At 46.0% G+C, this 22,847-nt stretch carries 15 protein-coding genes and 1 tRNA gene; 3 read left to right on the plus strand and 13 right to left on the minus strand.

Going from position 1 to position 22,847, the window contains the following annotated elements; translation table 11 throughout:
* From V7728_RS12445 to V7728_RS12460, 4 genes are all read right to left on the minus strand, one after another.
* Positions 1–1,536 (minus strand): condensation domain-containing protein (locus tag V7728_RS12445; RefSeq protein WP_335371366.1); only part of this gene is annotated, 1,536 nt, incomplete at its 3' end.
* A 479-nt stretch (positions 1,537–2,015) separates the two neighbouring features.
* The gene (gene dacB, locus V7728_RS12450) at positions 2,016–3,491 is read right to left on the minus strand and encodes a D-alanyl-D-alanine carboxypeptidase/D-alanyl-D-alanine endopeptidase (protein WP_025284824.1); all 1,476 of its coding nucleotides are present in this window, start codon (positions 3,489–3,491) and stop codon (positions 2,016–2,018) included.
* Positions 3,492–3,509: 18 nt separating this feature from the next.
* Positions 3,510–4,478, minus strand: a complete 969-nt coding sequence (locus V7728_RS12455) for an aldose 1-epimerase (protein ID WP_015239977.1) — start codon at positions 4,476–4,478, stop codon at positions 3,510–3,512.
* A 115-nt stretch (positions 4,479–4,593) separates the two neighbouring features.
* Entirely contained in the window at positions 4,594–5,982 is a 1,389-nt protein-coding gene (locus V7728_RS12460) for an MATE family efflux transporter (RefSeq protein WP_007407362.1), read from the minus strand.
* Between the two features lie 228 nt (positions 5,983–6,210).
* On the opposite strand from V7728_RS12460, the gene V7728_RS12465 reads away from it, so the two are divergent.
* Positions 6,211–6,753 carry an IseA DL-endopeptidase inhibitor family protein gene (locus V7728_RS12465; protein ID WP_099566789.1) on the plus strand — a complete coding sequence of 181 codons (543 nt, stop codon included), beginning with the start codon at positions 6,211–6,213 and terminating at the stop codon, positions 6,751–6,753.
* Positions 6,754–6,898: 145 nt separating this feature from the next.
* Here the strand turns inward: V7728_RS12465 and V7728_RS12470 are convergent.
* The 3 genes from V7728_RS12470 to V7728_RS12480 form a co-directional block, all read right to left on the minus strand.
* Positions 6,899–6,971: transfer RNA gene (locus V7728_RS12470), tRNA-Arg, on the minus strand.
* Positions 6,972–7,013: 42 nt separating this feature from the next.
* Positions 7,014–7,559 carry a site-specific integrase gene (locus V7728_RS12475; RefSeq protein WP_003153850.1) on the minus strand — a complete coding sequence of 182 codons (546 nt, stop codon included), beginning with the start codon at positions 7,557–7,559 and terminating at the stop codon, positions 7,014–7,016.
* Positions 7,560–7,873: 314 nt separating this feature from the next.
* Complete coding sequence (locus V7728_RS12480; RefSeq protein ID WP_043021794.1) at positions 7,874–8,104, minus strand: excisionase family DNA-binding protein; 231 nt, start codon at positions 8,102–8,104, stop codon at positions 7,874–7,876.
* A 243-nt stretch (positions 8,105–8,347) separates the two neighbouring features.
* Between V7728_RS12480 and ggt the strand changes: the two genes are divergently transcribed.
* Complete coding sequence (gene ggt, locus V7728_RS12485; RefSeq protein ID WP_007407357.1) at positions 8,348–10,123, plus strand: gamma-glutamyltransferase; 1,776 nt, start codon at positions 8,348–8,350, stop codon at positions 10,121–10,123.
* 46 nt (positions 10,124–10,169) lie between these two features.
* Here the strand turns inward: ggt and V7728_RS12490 are convergent, their stop codons facing one another.
* The 4 genes from V7728_RS12490 to V7728_RS12505 all read right to left on the minus strand — a co-directional run bounded on the left by V7728_RS12490 (position 10,170) and on the right by V7728_RS12505 (position 15,266).
* A complete protein-coding gene (locus V7728_RS12490; RefSeq protein WP_015239980.1) occupies positions 10,170–11,345 on the minus strand; it encodes an MFS transporter in 1,176 nt (391 codons plus the stop codon).
* Between the two features lie 142 nt (positions 11,346–11,487).
* Positions 11,488–11,790: an ArsR/SmtB family transcription factor gene (locus V7728_RS12495; protein WP_003153841.1), complete on the minus strand. Its 303-nt coding sequence runs from the start codon at positions 11,788–11,790 to the stop codon at positions 11,488–11,490.
* 46 nt (positions 11,791–11,836) lie between these two features.
* Positions 11,837–13,756 (minus strand): threonine--tRNA ligase, encoded by a 1,920-nt coding sequence (gene thrS / locus V7728_RS12500; RefSeq protein WP_099566827.1) that lies wholly within the window; start codon positions 13,754–13,756, stop codon positions 11,837–11,839.
* Between the two features lie 643 nt (positions 13,757–14,399).
* Complete coding sequence (locus tag V7728_RS12505) at positions 14,400–15,266, minus strand: LysR family transcriptional regulator (protein ID WP_099566828.1); 867 nt, start codon at positions 15,264–15,266, stop codon at positions 14,400–14,402.
* A 118-nt stretch (positions 15,267–15,384) separates the two neighbouring features.
* On the opposite strand from V7728_RS12505, the gene V7728_RS12510 reads away from it, so the two are divergent.
* Positions 15,385–16,365, plus strand: a complete 981-nt coding sequence (locus V7728_RS12510; RefSeq protein ID WP_015239983.1) for a zinc-binding dehydrogenase — start codon at positions 15,385–15,387, stop codon at positions 16,363–16,365.
* Positions 16,366–16,689: 324 nt separating this feature from the next.
* Here V7728_RS12510 and gltD read toward each other — a convergent pair whose 3' ends face one another.
* Positions 16,690–18,171, minus strand: a complete 1,482-nt coding sequence (gene gltD, locus V7728_RS12515) for a glutamate synthase small subunit (RefSeq protein WP_012117713.1) — start codon at positions 18,169–18,171, stop codon at positions 16,690–16,692.
* Between the two features lie 16 nt (positions 18,172–18,187).
* Entirely contained in the window at positions 18,188–22,747 is a 4,560-nt protein-coding gene (gltB, locus tag V7728_RS12520; protein ID WP_253612924.1) for a glutamate synthase large subunit, read from the minus strand.
* Positions 22,748–22,847 lie beyond the last annotated feature (100 nt).

A 22,847-nucleotide genomic window follows, 5' to 3' on the forward strand; every position in this document is an offset into this window, starting at 1 on the left:
ACCGACCATGCTTTCTTTGCGGACGCCTTTTTGTCGGAGCCGAGCGGCGAGCCTGTCTGTGTACTGGTCAAGCTCGGCGTACGTCAGCATACCGCCCGGAAAACGGAGCGCCGGACGATGCGGCGAAAGCGCGGCACGGCGGGTAAACAGCCCGTGAAGCGTCGGGGCCGACGGTTCAGCCGTTTCTGTACGGTTAAACGCAGTTAACACCCGTTTCTTTTCATTTTCATCCGCCATATCAATATGCCGAATCAGCCGGTCTGGATTTCTAACGGCATTTTCAACGATCGTCAGCAAATGAGTTTGAATGCGTTTGATTGATTTTTCAGTAAATAAAGCGGATTGGTAATCAAAATTCAGCTCAATCAATCCCGTATCTGTCCGCTCCTTAATTAAAATGGACAGCTCATTTGCCGTATGCCCGCTGAAAAACATCGCCGTTTCATAATCGAAACCTTCTGCCTGACGCCACGCGAGAGGCTGGTATTGCATCGAAATCCCGATGATATTTTGCAGGTCGTGATGAATCTGCCTTAATTCATTGACAAAAAGATTGTAAGGATATTTCTGGTGCCGCATAACAGACAGCTGCTCTTTTCCTACGCTGCGGACAAAGGACAGGAACTCCGCATCAGGATCTGCCGTCATTCTGATCGGCAGTGTGCTGACGAACATGCCGAGCATATCCTTTTCGAGCCTGGAGCCCCGGTTTCCGTAATAAGTGCCGATGGCAATATCCTTTTTAGCCGTCAGACGGCTGATGCATATGTATAACGAAGCCATAAACAGAGAGATGATGCTGATATTATTTTCTTTGCAAAAACGCCGGATAGATTGTTCTAAGGAGTGAGAAAGAGTGATAGTATCTCTGGAAGCCGCAGTGCTTTGTCTAAGATGAGAGGTTCGTTCCGCCAGTGAAAGGTGTTCCGGAACGGTTCGGTATGTTTCAGTCCAAAATGAACGGTCTTTTTGAAAACGGGAAGACTGTAAGTATTGCTGTTCTTTTTCCATGTAGCTGAGATAGGAAGGTCTGTGATGTTCAGTTAAATCCTCGCCCCGCATGATCTTTTGGTAGATGTCAATGAGCTGGTTGCCGAGCAGGTTGAGCGAGATGCCGTCCATGATAATATGGTGAAATTTTGAATAAAGCCAAACTTCTTTGTCTGACATGACAAGAAGAGTAAATTGATACAGAGGTGAATGAAACAGCTTGAACGGAACACGAGTCTGCGTGTCAATCCATGCGTCCCGCTCTGCCTGATCAGTATGAGTAAAATCAACAGTCTCTAGAGAAATCGGCCGATGCCCCGCCAGATACAGCTGGGGTTCTGATCCGTCCCCTTCTGTCAGTTGAAACCTGAGCGAATCATTTTGCGAGATAGAAAAATCTAAAGCCTGGCGCAGTACGTCAAAATCGATGTCCCCCCTGAATTTGACGCATGCCGCGAGATTGCAGATACTTGTGCCCGGTTCGAGCAGCTCCGTAAACCACACTCTTCTTTGTGCGTGAGTTAAAGAATAAACAGTGTTCTCCAATGGAATCCCTCCGCTTCAATTTAAGAGGATAAGAAAGTGAAATAATTACAATTAAATTTCGACAGCATATGACTTAATCATCCATATAAGCATTATTTTAAAACATATTTTAGAAATCACAATAAAAAATTAAATTTTCTCTAACATTTTTTAGAATATAGTATATATTCCTCACTTCACTTCTTCATTTCTATAATCTTTATACCATGTAAAACGGTATGTATGCATACTATAAACTGGTTCTTAAACACTATAATAAGGAATAAAATGTATAATTAATTGCGCTTTTAAAAAGGTTTTCCTCCCGAAAAGAAGTTTTATGTTAAAAAATGAATAATCGGTGAACATGTAAGAAAGCGGTATGTAAAAAAAAGGAAGGATATTACCGATATTACTTTTTGAAAAGATTGATTCATAATCGCAATATAATGTTTTACAGACATCAAAAAAAGCCGAATCCTCTAAGGATTCGGCCCTTCTTATTGATTTGCCAGCACGACTGCGATTTTGTCTTCAATGTCTTTTCCGTCATCTTCGTCAAGCAGCCCGTTTTGAAGCACGGAAAAAATAAGCGTATCTCCTGTTTTTGTGTCTGCATAGCCGGCAATCGAACTGACTGATGTTAGTGACCCGGTTTTCGCTTTAATTTTGCCTTCTGCCGGAGTATTCTTCAGCCGGTTCCGAAGGGTTCCTCCCGTCATTCTGTCGCTTGCACCGGCGACAGGGAGCGAACGAAGGAAAGCCGGGTACCACTTTTCTTTCTGAACCGCATACAAAAGCTCTCCGATTTGGCCGGCGGATACGCCGTTAATATGAGAAACGCCGGATCCGTCTCTTGCAATCAATTCATCCGGATTCAGCCCGAACGATTTGAGTTCCGATTTCATCACGTCCAAGCCCTTTTCCCAGCTGCCCTCCCCTTTTTTCACTTTTCCCATTTCCTTGATCAGAATTTCGGCGTGTCCGTTGTTGCTCAGTTTCATAAACGGGATCAATAATTCTGAAAGAGGCATGGATGTCCGTGATGTGACGAGCTGGGTGCGGTGCGGCATTCGCCCTGTTCTGATTTTCCCTTTTACAGTTATACCCTGTTTAGTAAGCGCTTGTTTCCATAAATCTAAAGCATAGGACGACGGATCCCACACTGCCGCCCATTCTCTTGCCTGTGCCGAGCCGGCAGGTATGGTTCCCTTTATCGTAATCACATTGCCGCCGTGCTCCCGTTCAACCGTCAAATCTTTCTTTTCATCAGAAGCGACGGTTTTCACTTCATTTTTCACACGAACGACGTCCGTATGGGGAGAAATCGAAATGCGCGGCTTTTTACCGGGCTGTTTCGCCGGGCTGATTTCCGCAATCACCGTTCCGGTATCATAATCCTCATTTGGTGAAGCGGTAAGAGCTGATACTTGCGCGCCATAATATTGGCCTTCATCACTCCACGGAAGATCAACTGAATACCTGGTATCGTCATACCACGAATCATCCCCGACCAGATCTCCTTTAATGACTTGGATGCCCCTGGCTTTGACCTGTTTAGCCATCTTCTCAAAATCAGAAGCCAATAGGGTCGGATCACCTTTTCCCCTGAGATAAAGGTTTCCGCGCAGCTGTTTTCCTTTTACGGCGCCGTCTGCCCGTACTTCTGTCTTAAAGGTATAATCTTCTCCGAGAACGGAAAGCGCCGCAGATGCCGTCAGCAGCTTCATCAGTGATGCAGGCCTCAGCCGCATATCTTCCCGGCTGCCGAACAGCACCTCCCCTGTTTTTGCTGACCGGACACTGACGCCCGCTGAAGCTCCCTTTAAAGCAGGTTCTTCATCCAGAATGTGTTCCAGCTCTTTTTGCAAAGTATTTTTTTGTTCAGCCGCCTTAGCCGCATCATCAATATAAGGAACTGCGGCAATGATCAAAAGCAGAATCACCGCGCTCAAGCGTTTCACATATGTTTTCAATGTTATCCCGCCTCTTTCCTATTCTTCGTCATGCAAAATGGTGATCCTGGATGACGAAGCCGCTTCTTCGCCCGGTTTCAGAATCTGAAGCCCTGTCAGTGATGCAGGCTGATTCAGATTAAATGCATCTGTAACGGAAGTATAAGGCTCAAGACTGACAAACCCCTGCTTTCCGTCACCGTTATATACCACCCAATGCTTGAAAGACGTGTCTGCTTGATACAAAACGGATAATTGCTCATCCGGATGATAAATAACAGCTTCATTATTGCCGCCATTCCGTCCGGAAGAAAGAAAAACATCGTCAAACTGTTTATTTTTCAAAGACATCCCATGACGGAACGCTTCTTTATCAGGCACATCCAATAAACGGCCCGTCGGCACGAAACGTTCATTTAATTCCCACATGCGGTCAGCCGTCAAAAATAGACGGGATCGCTCTTCATTGAAAACAAAAGTTGAATGATAGCCGAGCCCCCAAGGAAAAGCCTCCGTTCCCTTATTCATAATCAGCGCCCGCTGCGTAAACACATTGTCTTTTAATGTATAGGTCATCCGGACAATGACATCGTGCGGAAATTGTTTATGAACACGGGGAATCTTTGAAAGATCAATTTCTGTTTCGACTTTCATTCCATCCCCCTCTTCTTTCGCTGCCGCCGCTTTCCAATGCTGATTGTGAAGAAAGCCGTGAATATGATTATGTTTATCCTCTTCGTTTATCTCGAATTGATACGCGCGGCCGTCAAAACGAAACGTCCCGTCCGTAATCCGGTTCGGCGGGAATAAAACGGGAATGCCGTACAGCATCGGTTTTTTGCGGAATTGCTCCGCAGTTTCCGGTTCTCTCAGAAGCCGCATACCGGTTCTTTTATCCCGAAGCGATATGACATTTGATCCCCACTCCGGCACAATGATGCATTCAGCCTGATCAGTCTCCGCTTTTATGGCTGAAACCCCTAAATAAGTCGTATGTTCAATCGTCATAAGCACCTGCCCTTTCCTTGTTTTCTAGCATGTATAGGAATTCCATTTTCTAAACTCATTTTCCTTCTCTAAAAAAAACATCGCCCGTATGAACTGAGCGATGTGCGGTAAAACCTTATTGAATCAATCGGGTAATCTGTTTTTTCTTCCATACAAACCGGTAATATCCGTATTGCAGCAGCAGGCTGACGACAAAAGCCGCCGGATAACCGACCCAAATGCCGAGAATGCCGAGATTCGTATAATGAGAAAGAATAAAGGCCACAGGCACTTCAATTCCCCAAATCGCAAAAATACTGATAATCGTCGGCCATAACACCGTACCGCTCGCCCGCATCGTTGCTGAAACGATCTGAGCGTGACCGAAAATCAAATAACTCCAAAGGGTAATCATAATCAGATTGCGGGCAATGTGGAGCGTGTCCTGATCTGTTAAAAACAAAGCAAGTATCTGCCGGGAGAAGGTATAAATCAGCACAATCAAAACCCCGCCGATCAAATAATTCAGGCCGATGCCGACTTTGATGACCTGTTTCAGCCGGCCGAATTGATTGGCGCCAATGGATTGGGCGGCAAAAATGGAAACGGCGATACCGAGGCTTACCGCCGGCATCTGCACATAACTCGCCACTTGGTTGACGACCCCGTAAGCAGCCGTCGCGTTTGATCCGTAATGATTGACAAATGAAATGACCGCAATTTCAGAAAGTGACACGAGAATCATATTGATGCTCGACGGAATACCGAGACGGAGTAAAAGCGCGAGCAGCTTTTTGTCCATTTTAAGAGAACGGAGCGCAGTCCGGTCAAATGCCAATGGATGTTTCCTTTTCCGCAAATAAACCATGAGTACGATAAATGTCACGATGTTTGAAATCACGGTTGCATACGCCGAACCGTAAATGCCGAACTTCGGAAGTCCGAAAAGCCCGAGAATCAATAAGGGCAAGAGCCCGATGTTTATGACTGTACTGACGATTAACGTATAAAACGGAGTCTTTGAATCTCCCGTTCCGCGTAAAAATGTCGTATACGCAAAATATAAAAACATCAGCGGCATTGCGCAAAACAAAATGCGCGCATATCGGACACTGACATCTATTACGTTTTCCGGCGTTCCCATCAGCCGCAGAATATCAAGCGTAAACACACTGCCGACAACTGCCAGAACAACACCGAGCATAAAGGTAAAAGTCAGTGTAGTGCCGACAATCGCCTTCATCCTCTCTTCGTTTTTCGCGCCGTAAGCCTGCCCGATCAGAATGGAACTTCCTGAACCGATTCCGATCGTAAAGGAGATCAGCAGAAAAAACAGCGGAAAAAAAGACGATACAGCGGCAAGCGCATCGACTCCGAGCCACCTTCCGACAAATACCATTCCGACCAATTGGCCGACAGATTGCAATACATTGCTTAAAAGCAGCGGCACTAAAAACAGTGACATCGATCGCCAGACTGACTGGCCGCGGCCTTCCGCTGTTTCTAAATGATCTTGTACTTCCATATGTAGGACTCCTTTTTTGATTTTCTTCCATTTTATTATTCAGCAGACAGCTTGTAAAAACCTTTTGTTCAATGAAACTCTTTATCTTTTTCTCACGTCTTACATGGAAATAAACCATAAAAATAAAAAGTCCGGAAAATATTTCTGAAAAGGTATTGTAATCTTACCGTAATTATTGTAACATTTGTAACATAAGAGAAAGAGATTGATTGAAGGAGAGATTATATCATGAAAAAATGGCTATTATTCCTCACTACTATTACATTGATTCTGTCATTGGGCACTGCGGCGACTGCAAAAAATGCACCTAATGACCTTACACAAAAACAAGCACTTCAGCTGGCCCTGTCAGCGAGAGAACATTTCTGGAATACAATGAGCGGCGGTGCGCTTAAATCAAACGCAAATTGCTCATCTGAACCGTTTGAATATCAAAATCTGCAATATGTATTTATGTGCAAAGACCTCGGAACAAAAGCGAAAGCCGTAAAATATCTGACACCCGCTTTTACAAAGCAAGCGATTGACAAAGGGCTCAAAGATTACCACTTCACTGTAAAAGACGGCAAATTGGCTGTTCCGGTCGGCGACGGAGATAACCTCCTGAATTGGAAAAAAGCAAAAATGACCCTTCTTTCTAAAAAAGGAAGCGTCCAAACATACCGCTTCACTGTACCCACTCTTGACGGTTCTCTGTCAGCAAAACGCGATGTTACATTCGTAAAAGAAAACAACGTTTGGAAAGTCAATCAATTTGATGCTGTCATATAAGAAAAAGCCCGCTTGCTTACAGCGGGCTTTTTTCACATCATTTCCACCAGGTTTTCACAAAATATTCAACTCAAAACCCCCTTGTATAACAAGGGGGTTTTTGTTTTACCGACATTATTAAGCTGCGCCTATCTCATACAAAAAACGCTCTAGGAGAGATTCGAACTCCCGACCTGCAGTTTAGGAAACTGCTGCACTATCCGCTGTGCTACTAGAGCCTGCTTCTATTATAGTAACGCTGGCGGCCGTTTTTTTCAAGTCTACAGCCCTCCGAACACTTTATAGGCGGCTCTCGTCGTATCTTCATCTATTCCGATATAACGCATTGTAATAGACGGAGAAGAATGATTCAAAATCCTCTGCAGTTCAGCAATGTCTTTTGTCCTCTGATAAAAATGATACCCGAACGTCTTTCTAAGCGTATGCGTCCCGATTTCCTCCAATCCGCAAGCGGCAGCCGCTTCCTTTAATATTCTGTATGCCTGAATCCGGGATATGGGCTTATTCGTCCGTTTCGATTTAAACAAATAGTCATCCTCTTTCATGTCTTTTGTATAAGCGTATATGTCGGCCTTTAAAGACTCCAGTATCAGAATTTTTCTTTTCTTTCTCGTTTTGCTTTCGGTTGCCCACACATGGTCTTTGTTCCTGACATCCCTCACGCGAAGCGGCAGAACATCAGAAATCCGCAGTGCGCTGTTCATGCCAAAAATAAATAAAAAATAATCACGATCACTTTTCTTCATTAAATACTGTTTGACTTCCTGGATCTTCTCCAAACTTCGGATCGGCTGTACGATATGCATCAAAAAACCCCTTATAATAGTAAAGTAACATATTGAGCTTTATGTTACTATTATAGACGAAACCCGTTGAATGATAAAGGATAAAGGGTCTTATGTAACATAATATACATAGTGTTACATAAGGTGAATCAGATACGCAGTTTCAATAAATTCCTCAAAAACATCATTTTCAGCCCGGTGACAAGCTTTTAAACAAATAGAGACCCAAGGCATTAAAAAATGAAAACAACGTCCTTAAAAGGAAATCTGAGCATCCGTTTTTTTGTGAGCAACCGAAAAAAATGCAAAAAAAAGACACAATATGAAATTGTGTCCTAGTCTTCATCTTTTACATCAATGTCTTCAGGAAGCGGCTCATTTAAAAACTCATGAATCATTTCCTTATATTTTTCCAGCTGTTCGAGATGGGTTTGAAATTGTTCCTTGTTGATTAAATATTGCTGCCCGTCATGGACGGCCCTTATTTTATTCGTCAAAACAAGATTGTGCACATATTCTTCAGGAAGACTGGTAAACTCAGCTGTCTCTTTGATCGTTAAATACATGGCTCACGTTCCTTTCATATGTCATGTGAGTGAATTCTGTTTTGTTTATTGTAGCTTATTTTTTGTCTTTATGCTTGTTTCACAGCTTTTTCAGTCCGGTTTCCCATTTAGCCTATTTGCGACTGATTACATTCACACAGAAACTCCGGCTTTTTGCGCACCGGACTATTCCGTTTGTCACTTGTGAAAACAGCACATTTTACTTACTCTATAATTGTAAGCGGAAAACAAAGGAGGCAGACTATGAAAAAGAAAAAGTTTATGAATCTCTGTTTTATCGTTCTGCTCAGTACGTTGCTCGCGGCCGGAAGCATCCCTTATCACGCTCAGGCTAAGAAACACCCGTTTTCCTATGACGACTACAAACAGGTAGATGTCGGCAAGGACGGCATGGTTGCCACCGCCCATCCTCTCGCTTCGCAAATCGGTGCAGACGTGCTGAAAAAAGGCGGCAATGCAATTGACGCCGCGGTTGCCATTCAATTCGCATTAAACGTAACTGAACCGATGATGTCGGGAATCGGCGGCGGCGGATTTATGATGGTTTATGATGCGAAGACGAAAGACACCACCATTATCGACAGCCGAGAACGCGCACCGGCAGGCGCAACACCGGATATGTTCCTTGACGAAAACGGCAAAGCCATCCCTTTCTCCGAACGCGTTACGAAAGGGACTGCAGTCGGTGTTCCGGGAACATTAAAAGGACTTGAAAAAGCGCTCGACAAATGGGGCACACGCTCCATGAAACAACTCATCACCCCTTCCATTAAACTTGCCTCAAAAGGCTTTCCGATCGATTCGGTTTTAGCTGATGCCATCTCAGATTATAAAGACAAATTATCACACACTGCTGCAAAAGACGTGTTTCTTCCGGACGGAGAACCTCTGAAAGAAGGAGACACACTCATCCAAAAAGACTTAGCCAAAACATTTACAGCTATTAAGTACAAAGGCACAAAAGCATTCTATGACGGAGCATTCTCCAAAAAGCTTGCGGAAACAGTGCAGGAATTCGGCGGCTCAATGACAGAAAAAGATATTAAAAACTTCAATGTGACGATTGACGAACCGATCTGGGGAGATTACCAGGGCTATCATATCGCAACTGCTCCTCCTCCAAGCTCGGGCGGTGTTTTCCTGTTGCAAATGCTGAACCTCCTGGATGATTTTAAGCTTTCTCAATATGATATCCGTTCTTGGCAAAAATATCAGCTTCTCGCAGAAACGATGCATTTGGCTTATGCTGACCGCGCCGCATTTGCCGGGGATCCAGAATTCGTCAACGTCCCTCTCAAAGGCCTCTTGAATCCAGATTATATCAATGCCCGCAGACAGCTGATAGATATTGATAAAGTCAATAAAAAACCGAAAGCCGGCGACCCTTGGGCCTATCAGGAAGGTTCTGCAAACTATAAACAAGTGGAGCAGCCGACTGACAAACAAGAAGGCCAAACGACTCACTTCACGGTAACTGATCGCTTCGGCAATGTCGTATCTTATACGACAACGATTGAACAGCTGTTCGGTTCCGGCATTATGGTTCCCGGATACGGCGTTGTGTTGAATAATGAGTTAACAGACTTCGATGCGGTGCCTGGCGGCGCAAATGAAGTGCAGCCGAATAAACGTCCGCTCAGCAGCATGACTCCGACTATTTTATTCAAAAATAACGAACCTGTCCTGACTGTCGGCTCCCCCGGCGGAGCAACGATTATTTCTTCCGTCCTGCAAACGATCCTGAACAAAGTTGAGTACGGCATGGATCTGAAAGCGGCGGTCGAAGAGCCGAGAATTTACACAAACAGCATGACATCCTATCGATATGAAAAAGGAGTGCCGGAAGAAGCCCGCACAAAACTGAACGAAATGGGGCATAAATTCGGCAGCAGCCCGGTTGATATCGGGAATGTGCAAAGCATCCTGATCGACCGTGAAAACGGCACCTTCACCGGAGTTGCCGACTCAAGCCGAAACGGAGCCGCAATCGGCGTAAACTTGAAAAAATGCGAAAAATGACAAGGTGAAAAGCCTCGTTTCTCAAGCTGAGAAACGAGGCTTTTGTTTATTCTGCACTGTATTCAGATGAGGTTTTTTCAGACGTTAATGACGCAAGCGAAAGCACACCGCACATCGCGATGACAACACCCGCTGATCCGATCCATGTCACTGATGCAAGAGACAAATGAGTGACAACAATGCCCCCGATGCCCGCCCCGGCCGCCATAGCCAGCTGCATCACAGACTGGTTGAGGCCAAGTAATACACCCGATGATTCAGGCTCCATCGTTGCCAAATGATACTGCTGAGCAGGCCCAGATGACCAGGCGGCGAAGGACCAAAACATAAGCACTGCCGCCGCTCCGAAAGCAGAATGTGTGACAAACGGCAATAACATGAGCATGATAGCATGAAGCGCCATTCCGCCGGTTAATGTCATACGCGCCCCCCATTTGTCTGCGCTGAAACCGCCTGCTTTAGAACCGGCAAGACTTGCAACACCGAAAATAAGCAGCAATGTACTCAGTATTCCGCTTCCGATATGAGTAACGTTCAGTAAATACGGAGAAAGGTACGTATACGTAACCGAATAGCCTCCGAGCCAAAAAAACGTAATGGCCAGCCCGACTGCCACCTTTCGTTTCTTCAAAAGAGAAAATTGCTGAATGAGCGGCACCGGTTTATCTCCTTTTATCTCAGGCAACGCGAAACGTATAATAAGCATGGCAATGATTCCGATTGCCGCAATTCCGGCAAAAACCACCTTCCAGCCAAAAGCTTCAGACACGGTTCTTCCGATCGGAACACCGATAATGAGCGCCGCCGTAAACCCCATAATGACGGTTGCGAGAGAACTTGCCTGTTTTCCCGGGGGAGCGATTTTTGCTGCGATCGTAAGCGCGGTGACCACCACAGTTCCTGCTCCAAGCGCCATGATCACCCGCGCTCCCGCAAATAAGCCGAATCCCTGCACAAGGAAAGAAATGATATTCCCGATAACAAACAGCCCCAGAGCATAGATCATGAGCTTCCTTCTGTCCAGTTTTGCTGTAAGGGCCATCATGACAGGCGTTCCGATTGCATAAACAAGTGAAAAAATCGTAATCAGCTGCCCTGCCGCTGCCACAGTAACTCCCAAGGAACCTGCAATTTTATCAAGCATCCCTGATATCACATATTCAGACGTCCCCACTAAAAAACTGATAATTGCCAAAATGTAAATCTTCCAGGTATTTTGCACCTGACACACTCCTTCATTGATGATTTATATAAAGATATATTGTGATATATCGATATAAAGAGGTGAACAAACAGAAACAAATCGCAATATGTCGATGTGTAGTCGGAAAAAGAAACTGAATCCCTCTTCTAAAGGATTCAGCCTACATTTCGCGCTGAAAATAATCGGCCATCGCCTTTATCGCGTCTTCATCTCTTTTATAATAGGTGTATTTGCCAATCCGTTTTGTTTGGATAAGGCCCGCCCGCTGAAGGATGGAAAGATATTGAGACGCCGTTGACTGTGTCATCTGAAGCTTATCGGTGATCTGGCTGACACATACTCCGATCTCATTCATATCAATGCCATCATGCGGGGCGAAGTGACGGTCCGGCTCTTTCAGCCATTGCAAAATCTCAAGCCGTGACTCATTAGACAACGCTTTAAAAACATCAATAGGTTTCATACGCTTTATTATATCGTGATTTTACGATATGTCAATATTGTTTTTATTAAATCTCTATTTTTTGTTTTGCCTCTCTTATGATCCGGGAAATAAAATCACTCACATTCTCTTCAAATGTGTCTTCCCGCCCGTATTGCCTTACATGTACAGATTGATGGCGGCACTCTCGATCTCCCACAACAGCAATATACGGGATTTTTTTCATTTGTGCTTCTCTGATTTTATAGCCGAGTTTTTCATCACGCTGATCAAGCTCAGCCCGGATACCCGCTTTCTTCATTTGCCGGTGCACCTGTTCTGCGCAGTCCCGGTGTGCGGTGTTTGATACTGGGATGATTTTTGCCTGTACCGGTGCAAGCCATAAAGGGAACGCTCCTGCGAAATGTTCTGTAATGATTCCGAGAAATCTGTCGAGAGATCCGAATACCGCCCGGTGAATGACAACAGGACGGACTTTTTGGTTTTTTTCATCAATATATGTTAAATCAAATTTCTCCGGCATTTGAAAATCCAGTTGGACAGTGGCGCATTGATGGCTCCGGTTCAGCGCATCTTTTATATGAATATCAATTTTCGGTCCGTAAAATGCACCATCTCCCCGATTAAACCGAAAACGATATCCCTGTTCTTTTAATACTTTTTCTAATGCGCTCTCAGCCCTGTCCCACAAGTGTTCGCTTCCCATGTAATCTTCCGGTCTTGTTGACAGCTCAATATCATAGGAAAAACCAAATGCGGTGTACACCTCGTGAATAAGCTGCAGCGCCGAAGCGATTTCACTCTCGATTTGATCCTGCGTTACAAAAATGTGTGCGTCATCCTGGCAAAAAGATCTGACGCGGAGCAGGCCATTAAGCGCCCCGCTGAATTCGTGACGGTGCACCTGACCGAACTCAGCCATCCGAATCGGAAGATCACGATAAGAACGAAGCTTTTCTTTAAATAAGAGCATGTGGCCGGGACAGTTCATCGGCTTTAACGCGAAGCGCTGATGATCGGCTTCCGAGAAATACATATTCTCTTTATAATGTTCCCAGTGACCGGATTGCTCCCAAAGACGCTGGTTCATCATCATAGGGGTGCGCACTTCCTGATAATGATAGGCATCCTGCTTCGAACGCAGAAATGATTCAAGCGTGTTTCGGATAAACTGACCGTTCGGCAGATAAAAAGGCATACCCGGCGCTTCTTCCGAAAACATAAAAAGTTGTAACTCCGATCCCAATTTCCGATGATTTCTCATCTCCGCCTCTTTCAACAGCTGAAAATGTCTGTTCAGCTCCTTTTCTGAGGAAAATGCTTTTCCATAGATGCGCTGGAGCATTTTTTGGTTGCTGTCGCCGCGCCAATAAGCCCCTGATACATGAGTGAGCGAAAAAGCTTTTATCTGTCCGGCAGACGCCAAGTGCGGACCCCGGCATAAATCAATGAATTCGCTCTGGCGGTATATACTGATTGTATCAGTCTGCGGAATACCCGCTAAGAGCTCAAGCTTCAGCGGTTCATGAGCAAACAGCTGCTCTGCCTCTTCTCTGGAGATTTCTTCTCTGATAATTTCCGGATTTTCCGAAATGATTCGGTTCATCTCTTTTTCAATGACGGCCAGGTCTTTTTCAGTAATTGTTTCATCCATATCAAAATCATAATAAAAGCCATTTTCAATAACGGGTCCGATCCCTAAACAAACCTTCGGATACAGACGTTTTACCGCTTGCGCCAATACGTGTGCTGCTGTGTGTCTCATCACTTCCAGTCCCGCTTCAGACTGAAAACTGCACAGTTCAATCGCCGCGTCAATCTGAATGCTTCTTCTAAGGTCAAATAACGATCCGTTTATCTTTCCGGCGGCAGATGCCTTTTTCAGACTCGGACTGATTGATTGTGCGATCTCTTCTAACGTAACGCCTTTCCGGTATTTTTTTTGTTTCCCATCAGGAAAAGTAATCACAATGTGTGGCTCCTTCACGGTCTGATCTCTCCTTTATTTTTAATAAAATAAAAAACACACTCATCCCAAAGCTAGGGACGAGTGTGTGTCAGACCCGCGGTTCCACCCAAATTCCCGCCACTTCAAGTGACGGCTCATTTTTGCCGTAACGCGGCTATACGGTATCGGCTGCTTTCGTTCACCAATACAGCTCAAAAGGCGGTAAGCTCATTCTTCGTGCCGGGAAGGTCTCAGCCGTGCCTTCCCTCTCTGTATGGCCGGTTAAAATGTCTCATGTCCTTATCATTGCCATTTTTCTTATATAAACATAAAAACACACTCATCCCAAAAGAAGGGACGAGTGTGTGTCAGACCCGCGGTTCCACCCAAATTCCCGCCACTTCAAGTGACGGCTCATTTTTGCCGTAACGCGGCTATACGGTATCGGCTGCTTTCGTTCACCAATACAGCTCAAAAGGCGGTAAGCTCATTCTTCGTGCCGGGAAGGTCTCAGCCGTGCCTTCCCTCTCTGTATGGCCGGTTAAAATGTCTCATGTCCTTATCATTGCAGATACTTTATCCGAAAAACTTTCTTTTATTATACATAAATTTTCCGAAAAAGAAAGTTTTTTTAAGAAAAACCGGAACGAAAAATTTGGGCGTACACAGCTGTCCTGTTTTCTCATCTTCCGTTCGGTAATGCTTTTAATCCATTCAGCAGTTCTTCAAACGCCGATGTCAAAAATAAATCACTCCGGTAGATGAATGATATATTCATATCCCGAAACTGTTCAGGGAGCTCATGAAGAAAAAGATTTTTCCTGTTTTGAAAATAACGGACGGCTGATGCAGGCAGAAAGGAAACCCCCATCCCCGCCTGCACCGCCCCAATAATGGCTTCCAACGTACCGAATTCAATGATTTTATGTGCGGGTACTTCCTCTTCTTTCAGTATGTTCTGTATTTTACGGCGGTGCGAACAGCCCGCGGCAAAATAAAGAATCGGCTCTCGCAACAAGTCTTGCAAACTGCCTTCCCGCTTATTTGAAACCAAGACCAATTCTTCTTGAAATACAGCGACTTGCTCAAGATCTTCGTATTCGACCGGACCATAAACAAAAGCGCCGTCCAGCTCATAGCGTAAGACGCGCTGCACTAAGGTATGTGTATCACCGGTTGACAGAGATAGCTGTACTTTCGGGCAGCGGCTGCAGTACTCTGTGAAAAATTGAGGGAGATGGACGGCTGCCGCCGTTTCAAGAGAACCGATTCGAAGCGGACCGTTCGGATCGCCTGCCTCTTGCGCCGTTTTTTGCGCCTCATGCAGCAATTGAAGGATTCTGTCTGCGTCTTTCAATAAGTTTTCACCTGCAGGCGTCAGCGTCATCCCCCGATTTGTGCGGTAAAAAAGCTGTGTTTGCAATTGCCGTTCCAGCTGCTGAATCCTGTTTGTCACATTTGATTGAACATAATGCAGGCTTTCTGCCGCCTTTGAAATACTTCCTTTGCGGGCGACAGCCTGAAAAATCTTTAAGTCTCCGCTTTCCATGTAAGGGCACCTTCTTGCTATGATTTTTATTGATAGCCGGCTATCAATTTTCATTTATTTACTGCAGCTGATACAGCCTGTAAAATCTTTCTCATCAATCATAAAGGAGAGAAGAATGATGAATGCCCTTATCATACACGAAAATGGCTTTGATTTCAGGCAGGCACCTGACAAAAGGCCGGGAAACGGCGAAGTAAAAATAAAGCTGAAAACAGCCGGATTAAACCATCGTGATTTGTTTTTAATGAAAAACCACGAAACCGGAAACCATGAATTTACTCTCGGTTCAGACGGCGCGGGAATCGTAACCGAAATAGGACACGGCGTCCGGTCTCATTTACTGCATGCAGAAGTCATCATCAACCCGGTGCTGAATTGGAAGACTGTTGAGGACGTACCGGCCGTCCCTGACATTTTAGGCGGTCCGAGCGACGGAACATTTTCACCTTATGTCATCGTTCCTGAGGAAAATGCCGTTTTAAAACCCGAACACCTGACTTGGGAGGAAGCGGGCGTGCTGCCGTTATCAGCATTAACCGCTTATCGCGCCTTATTTACAAAAGGACAATTAAAAAAAGGCGAACATCTTATCCTTCCGGGCATCGGAAGCGGCGTGGCAACATACGCCTTATTAATGGCAAAAGCTATCGGAGCGACAGTCAGCGTCACCTCCCGCAGTGAAAACAAAAAACAAACCGCACTGTCATACGGTGCAGACCGGGCGATTGACAGCTACGGTGACTGGAATGAGGCGCTGAATGGCGAAAAAGCAGATATCATACTTGACGGTGTAGGCCCCGCCTTATTTCAACACTATCTTGACATTATGAAACCGAATGGCCGGATCGTAACATTCGGCGCCAGTTCAGGCGATCAGCTCGGATTTCCTATTCGCTCGCTGTTTTTTCCGCAGATTCATATTCTCGGTACATCAATGGGAAGCAATGAGGAATTTGCGGATATGCTGGAATTGGTAAACCGCTGCGGCATCCGTCCCATTATCGACCGCATGTACCCTCTCAGTGAAGCAGCTGCCGCTTTTAACAGAATGCGGGAAGGACGGCAGTTCGGCAATATCAGCTTACGTTTGGATGTCTAAAAAAGAGGAGCGGACCCGTCCGTTTGCTTATTTGTTTATAAGCGTTTCCGCTTGAAATTCAATATGTTTTTTCTTCATCAATTAAAATCTGCCCGCAAATCGACTGCATACACACAGAGCCCGTCAGCAGCACCGTGGTCGACTGCTCAAGGCTTGCAAATCGTCTCAGTCTGCGGAAGAAAACAATCTCTCCACTCTGTAAAACAAAATTCTATATATTATCTTCCACGTTACCTTTATATGACCAATAAAGGAAGAAGGAGGTTTCATTTCAATACGAAAAACCGGCTGATCCCAGCCGGTTTTATAAATAAACCCCTTTATTTACGGTAAAACAGTGCTCCCCATTAAATAACTGTCGACTTCGCGCGCTGCTTCCCGGCCTTCATTAATCGCCCATACAATCAGGCTTTGGCCCCTTCTCGCATCCCCTGCGGCGAAAACACCGTCAACATTCGTTTTATAATCCCCATATGCCGCCTGAATTTTATGATTTGCCGAATCGACACCGAACTGTTTCAATAATGGCTGTTCCGTCCCTTCAAAACCGATGGCGATGAACACCAGCTGAGCAGGCCATACTTTTTCTGTCCCGGGCAGTTCATGAAATTCATACTTTCCGAATTCGTTTCTGACTTTTTCCATTTGAATGGTGTGAATCTCTTGTAAGCGGCCCTGCTTATCGGCCACCATTTTTGTCGTCTGAATTGAATATTCTCTCGGGTCTTTGCCGAACTTTGCCTGCGCTTCTTCATAGGCGTATTCAAGGGTAAAGACGTGCGGCTGTTCAGGCCACATATTGTCGTTCGTGCGCGTTTGAGGAAGTTTAGGATGTTTCCCGAACTGGTGCACGCTGCGCGCTTTTTGGCGCAGCGCGGTTGCCACGCAGTCAGCTCCTGTGTCTCCTCCGCCGATTACGATGACGTCTTTCCCTTTAGCGTCTATATATTGTTTGTCTTTAAAGTTGGAATCTAAATAGCTTTTCGTCGCCAGTGTTAAATAGTCCATCGCATAATGGACGCCTTTTGCTTCCCGGCCTTCAATCAGCAGATTGCGCTGCTTTTGGGCGCCTGTGCACAAAATGACGGCATCAAATTGATCTTTCAGCTCATCTGCCGTTATGTCAACGCCGATTTCGGTATTTGTTACAAAATCTATACCTTCCTGCGTCAAAAGTTTAATACGGCGTTCGACGACACTTTTCTCAAGCTTCATGCTCGGAATGCCGTACATCAGCAGACCGCCGGCTCTGTCGGCACGCTCATAGACCGTTACGGAATGACCGGCTTGGTTCAGCTGATCAGCGCTTGCCAGACCTGCCGGGCCTGAACCGACGACAGCGACTTTTTTACCTGTGCGTTTCGCTGGAATTCTCGGCTGAATCCATCCGTTCTCAAAACCTTTGTCAATGATCGTCCGCTCGATGTTTTTAATTGAAACAGCCGGATCTGAAATAGCCAGCGTACAAGATCCTTCACAAGGAGCGGGACAGACCCGCCCTGTGAATTCAGGAAAGTTATTCGTTTTCAGAAGGCGCTCCAAGGCTTCTTTCCAGCGCCCCCGATAGACGAGGTCATTCCACTCCGGTATCAGATTATAAATCGGGCAGCCGGACGTAAAACCGTTGATATCAGCGCCGATTTGGCAAAACGGTGTGCCGCAATCCATACACCGCGCCCCCTGCCGCTTTGACGCTTCATCTGAAAATGGAGCCGAATACTCTTTCCAATCCTTTAAGCGAGTGAGAGGGTCCCGCTCAGCCGGTTTTTCTCGTTTTTCTTCCATGAATCCAGTTGGTTTCCCCATGTTCCTCTCCCCTTTCTTACTGTACTACCGCTTGTTTATGGACTTTGGCAGGCGTTTGGTGAACCTTTGTATTGGCTTCAAAAGCATACATAATTGCGTCTTCTTCTGATAAACCCGCCGCTTTTTGTTCTTCGATGCTGAGGAGCATTTGTTTATAGTTTTTCGGAATGACTTTGATAAAGGTTTCTGCGGCTTTTTCCCAATTGTCCAGAAGATCTGCGGCTTTTTTGCTGTTTGTCAGCGCCGCATGCCGTTTGACCATTTCTTGCACTTCTTTGATCTCCGCCTCATCCATCAGCTTTTCAAATGAAATCATTTCCATGTTGCATTTGCGTTTAAATGCTTTGGCATCATCACTCAGGACGTATGCGATACCGCCTGACATTCCCGCCCCGAAGTTTTTGCCGACTTCGCCGAGGACGACAACCCGGCCGCCTGTCATGTATTCACAGCCGTGGTCTCCGATACCTTCTACAACGACATTGACTCCGCTGTTACGGACTGCAAAACGTTCACCTGCGCGCCCGTTAATGTACGCTTCCCCGCTTGTTGCTCCGTAAAATGCGACGTTCCCGATAATAACGTTATCGTGCGTTTCACAATTGAAGGCATCAGGCGCTTTCACGATGATTTTTCCGCCTGAAAGCCCTTTGCCTACGTAGTCATTTGAATCCCCGTTCAAATGAAGCGTCATCCCTTTAGGGACAAATGCTCCGAAACTCTGTCCGGCTGATCCGGTAAAATGAAGTCTGATCGTATCATCCGGCAGGCCTTCCGCTCCGTAGCGTTTAGAAATTTCACTTCCCGTCACGGTCCCGGCTACGCGATTTGTATTATTGATCTTGATTTCAGCTTCCGCTTCCTGACCGGCTTCAATTGCAGCCTGCACCGCCGGAAGAATAACCGTCATATCAAGCGACTCGTCGATTTTATGGTTTTGCGCCGTACGGAAAGTGCGTACGCCTTCAGGCTGGTACAGCAGTGTGGATAAATCAAGCTGGCCCGCTTTCCAATGCGCTTTCGCACGTTCACTGACATGTAGAACGTCTGTCCGTCCGATCATTTCATCAAGCGTCTTAAAGCCTAACTGCGCCATATATTCACGCACTTCTTCTGCGACAAACAGCATGTAATTTACGATATGGTCAGGATCGCCCATGAATTTTTTGCGGAGCTCCGGGTTTTGCGTCGCGACACCTACAGGACATGTATCTAAATGGCAGGCGCGCATCATGACGCAGCCGAGAACGACAAGCGGCGCTGTAGCAAAGCCGAATTCCTCCGCACCGAGCAAGGCGGCCATTACGACATCTCGGCCTGTCATCAGCTTACCGTCCGTTTCCAATACCACGCGATCCCGTAAACCGTTCAGCATCAGCGTTTGGTGAGCTTCTGCAAGACCAAGCTCCCACGGAAGACCCGTATGTTTAATACTTGTTTTCGGTGACGCGCCCGTTCCGCCATCGTAGCCGCTGATGACGATGACATCCGCAGTGCCTTTTGCCACACCGGCCGCAATCGTGCCGACGCCGGCTTTTGACACGAGCTTGACGCTGATTCGCGCGCTTCGATTTGCATTTTTCAAATCATGAATCAGCTGCGCCAAATCTTCAATTGAATAAATATCATGGTGAGGAGGCGGTGAGATCAGCCCTACACCTGGTGTAGAACCGCGGACATCCGCGACCCAAGGATATACCTTGTTGCCCGGAAGCTGACCGCCTTCTCCCGGCTTCGCCCCTTGCGCCATTTTGATCTGCAATTCATCCGCATTGACGAGATAATGGCTCTTTACGCCGAAACGGCCGGAAGCAATCTGTTTAATCGCACTTCTTCTGTCGTCGCCATTTTCATCCGGAACGAAACGTTTCGGGTCCTCGCCGCCTTCTCCGCTGTTGCTTTTTCCGCCAAGCCTGTTCATCGCTATCGCTAAAGCCTCATGGGCTTCCTTGCTTAATGAACCGAATGACATCGCTCCTGTTTTAAAACGTTTCACGATGGAAGCAGCTGATTCAACTTCCTCTAATTTTAAAGGCTTGCGGTCTTCTTTGAAGGCGAACAGATTGCGTAAAAATCCGATTCGTTCTTCATCCGCTGCATGAGAATACTGCTTAAACAGGCTGTAATCATTTTTGCGGCAGGCCCATTGCAGCGTATGGATGGTTTTCGGGTTGAAAGCGTGGTGCTCTCCTCCGTTCCGCCATTGGAATTCACTTCCCGGATCAAGGGTTTGGCTGTAATCATCCTTGTACGCCGCTTGATGGCGCTGTTTCGCTTCTTGCGCAATCGTCTCGATATCGATTCCGCCAAGCTGAGATGCAGTACCGGTAAAGTATTTGGCGATAACGTCTTCACCGATGCCGACCGCTTCAAAAATTTGGGCGCCCCTGTAACTTTGCACAGTTGAAATCCCCATTTTTGACATCACTTTCACGACGCCTTCTGTTACGCTCTTTCCGTATTTGCTGACAGCTTCTTCATACGGAATATCAAGCCGGCCTTCATCGATTTCCTGCTTATACGTAGCGTAAGTCAAATACGGATTGACAGCATCTGCACCATACCCGATGAGAGCCGCAAAGTGATGAACTTCACGCGCTTCCCCGGATTCAACGATAATGCTTGCTTTTGTTCGCAGGCCTTGACGGATCAAATGCTGATGCAGCGCACTGACGGCCAAAAGCGGCGGAATCGGCGTCAATTCCTTACTCATTGCCCTGTCAGATAAAATTAACAGAGATACGCCTTCCTTGATCGCTTTTTCCGCCTGCTGAAACAAATCCTTCAGGCCTTTTTCTAGGTCATCGGAAAACAGCGTGCGGATGTTCTGGCTCTTAATGTCAGGATGCACAAGTGTTTTCAGCGCATAAAACTGTTCGTTTGATAATACAGGAGTATACAATTTTATGCGGCGTGCATTTCTTTCACTCGGATGCAGCAGATCGCCTTCAGCTCCAAGCCAGGTCACCGTAGAGGTCACAAGCTGCTCGCGGATCGCATCAATCGGCGGGTTTGTGACTTGCGCGAACAGCTGTTTAAAGTAATGAAACAGTGATTGGGCGCGGTCGGATAAAACGGCGAGCGGCGAATCATTTCCCATAGAGCCGAGCGGGTCCTTGCCTTCTTTAATAACAGGAATTAAATACTTCTGAATATCTTCATACGTATAGCCAAACGCTTTTTGACGGACGAGAAGATCATCGAATTGTTCCTCTTCCCGGATTTCCGGGTCAGGATTCACTTGAACCAATTCTTCTTCAAGCCATTTTTGATAAGGGAATTCATTGGCAATTTCTGTTTTCACTTCTTCATCTGAAATAATCCGGCCTTCTTCTAAGTCAATGAGCAGCATTTTTCCGGGCTCCAGACGTTTTTTATGAAGAATGGTCTCCTGCTCTACTTCAATAACGCCGACCTCAGATGAGAAAATAATATGGTCATCTTTTGTCACATAGTAACGTGCCGGACGCAAGCCGTTACGGTCAAGGATGGCGCCGATCTGTTTTCCGTCCGTAAACGAAATGGCGGTCGGCCCGTCCCACGGCTCCATTAAAGAGCTGTGATATTCATAAAAAGCCCGTTTCGCTTTAGACATGTGAGTGTTTTCCGTCCATGGTTCCGGAATCAGCATCATTGCCGTATGTGCCGGTTTCCGCCCTGCCATCACGAAAAATTCAAACGCATTATCAAGAATGGATGAGTCACTGCCCTCAGCATTTAGAATCGGCAGCACTTTGTGAAGATCGTCTCCGAAGCTTTCTGAAACGAACTGCTGCTCCCTCGCTCTCATCCAATTGATATTGCCCCGGAGCGTATTGATTTCTCCGTTATGAATCAGATAGCGGTTCGGATGGGCACGTTCCCAAGTAGGAAAGGTATTTGTGCTGAACCTTGAATGCACGAGTGAAAATGCAGATACGAAGGTTTCATCCTGCAAATCCAAATAAAAAGCGTCAACCTGCTCAGGCGTTAACAACCCTTTATAAACAATAGTCTGGCTTGACAAGCTTGCGAAGTAAAAATCAAGCTGTTCTTGAACGCCCCAATTTTCCGCCTGCTTCCGGATGACATACAGTTTGCGTTCAAAAGCAAGGCTGTCTTTCAAATCGTTTGCGGCGCCGATGAATACTTGACGCACATATGGGCAAGTGCCTTGTGCCACTGTTCCGATTTTTCCGACATTTACAGGGACGGTTCTCCAGCCGAGAACGATCTGTCCTTCCTGCTCAATGAATGCATTCACCTGTTTTTCGATCTTTTTTCTTTCCTCTTCATTTTGCGAGAAAAAGACCATTCCTACCCCGTAACGGCCTTTTTCCGGCAGTCTCATTTCTCCGCACTCTTTCTTAAAAAAAGCATCAGGGATCTGAACCATCAGGCCGGCGCCGTCACCCGTATTCGGATCACTGCCCTGTCCTCCTCTGTGATCCAGCTGGCAAAGCATCTTCAGTCCTTTTTTGACAATGTCATGTGAAGGTTTCCCTTTTAAATGGGCATACAAGCCGATTCCGCATGCATCGTGCTCAAATTCCGGACGGTAGAGACCTTGTGCTTTCGGCATTTGATTGTAAGTCATAATTCCTCTCCCCCGATCAGTTTCCGTTAATTATCGGTCATAAAATCTGACAACTTTAAATTAATTGTAAGTTTTCAAAACAATATAAACAATATATAAT

Source organism: Bacillus sp. JHAA (genome assembly GCF_036961585.1).
Classification (GTDB): Bacteria; Bacillota; Bacilli; order Bacillales; family Bacillaceae; genus Bacillus; species Bacillus velezensis.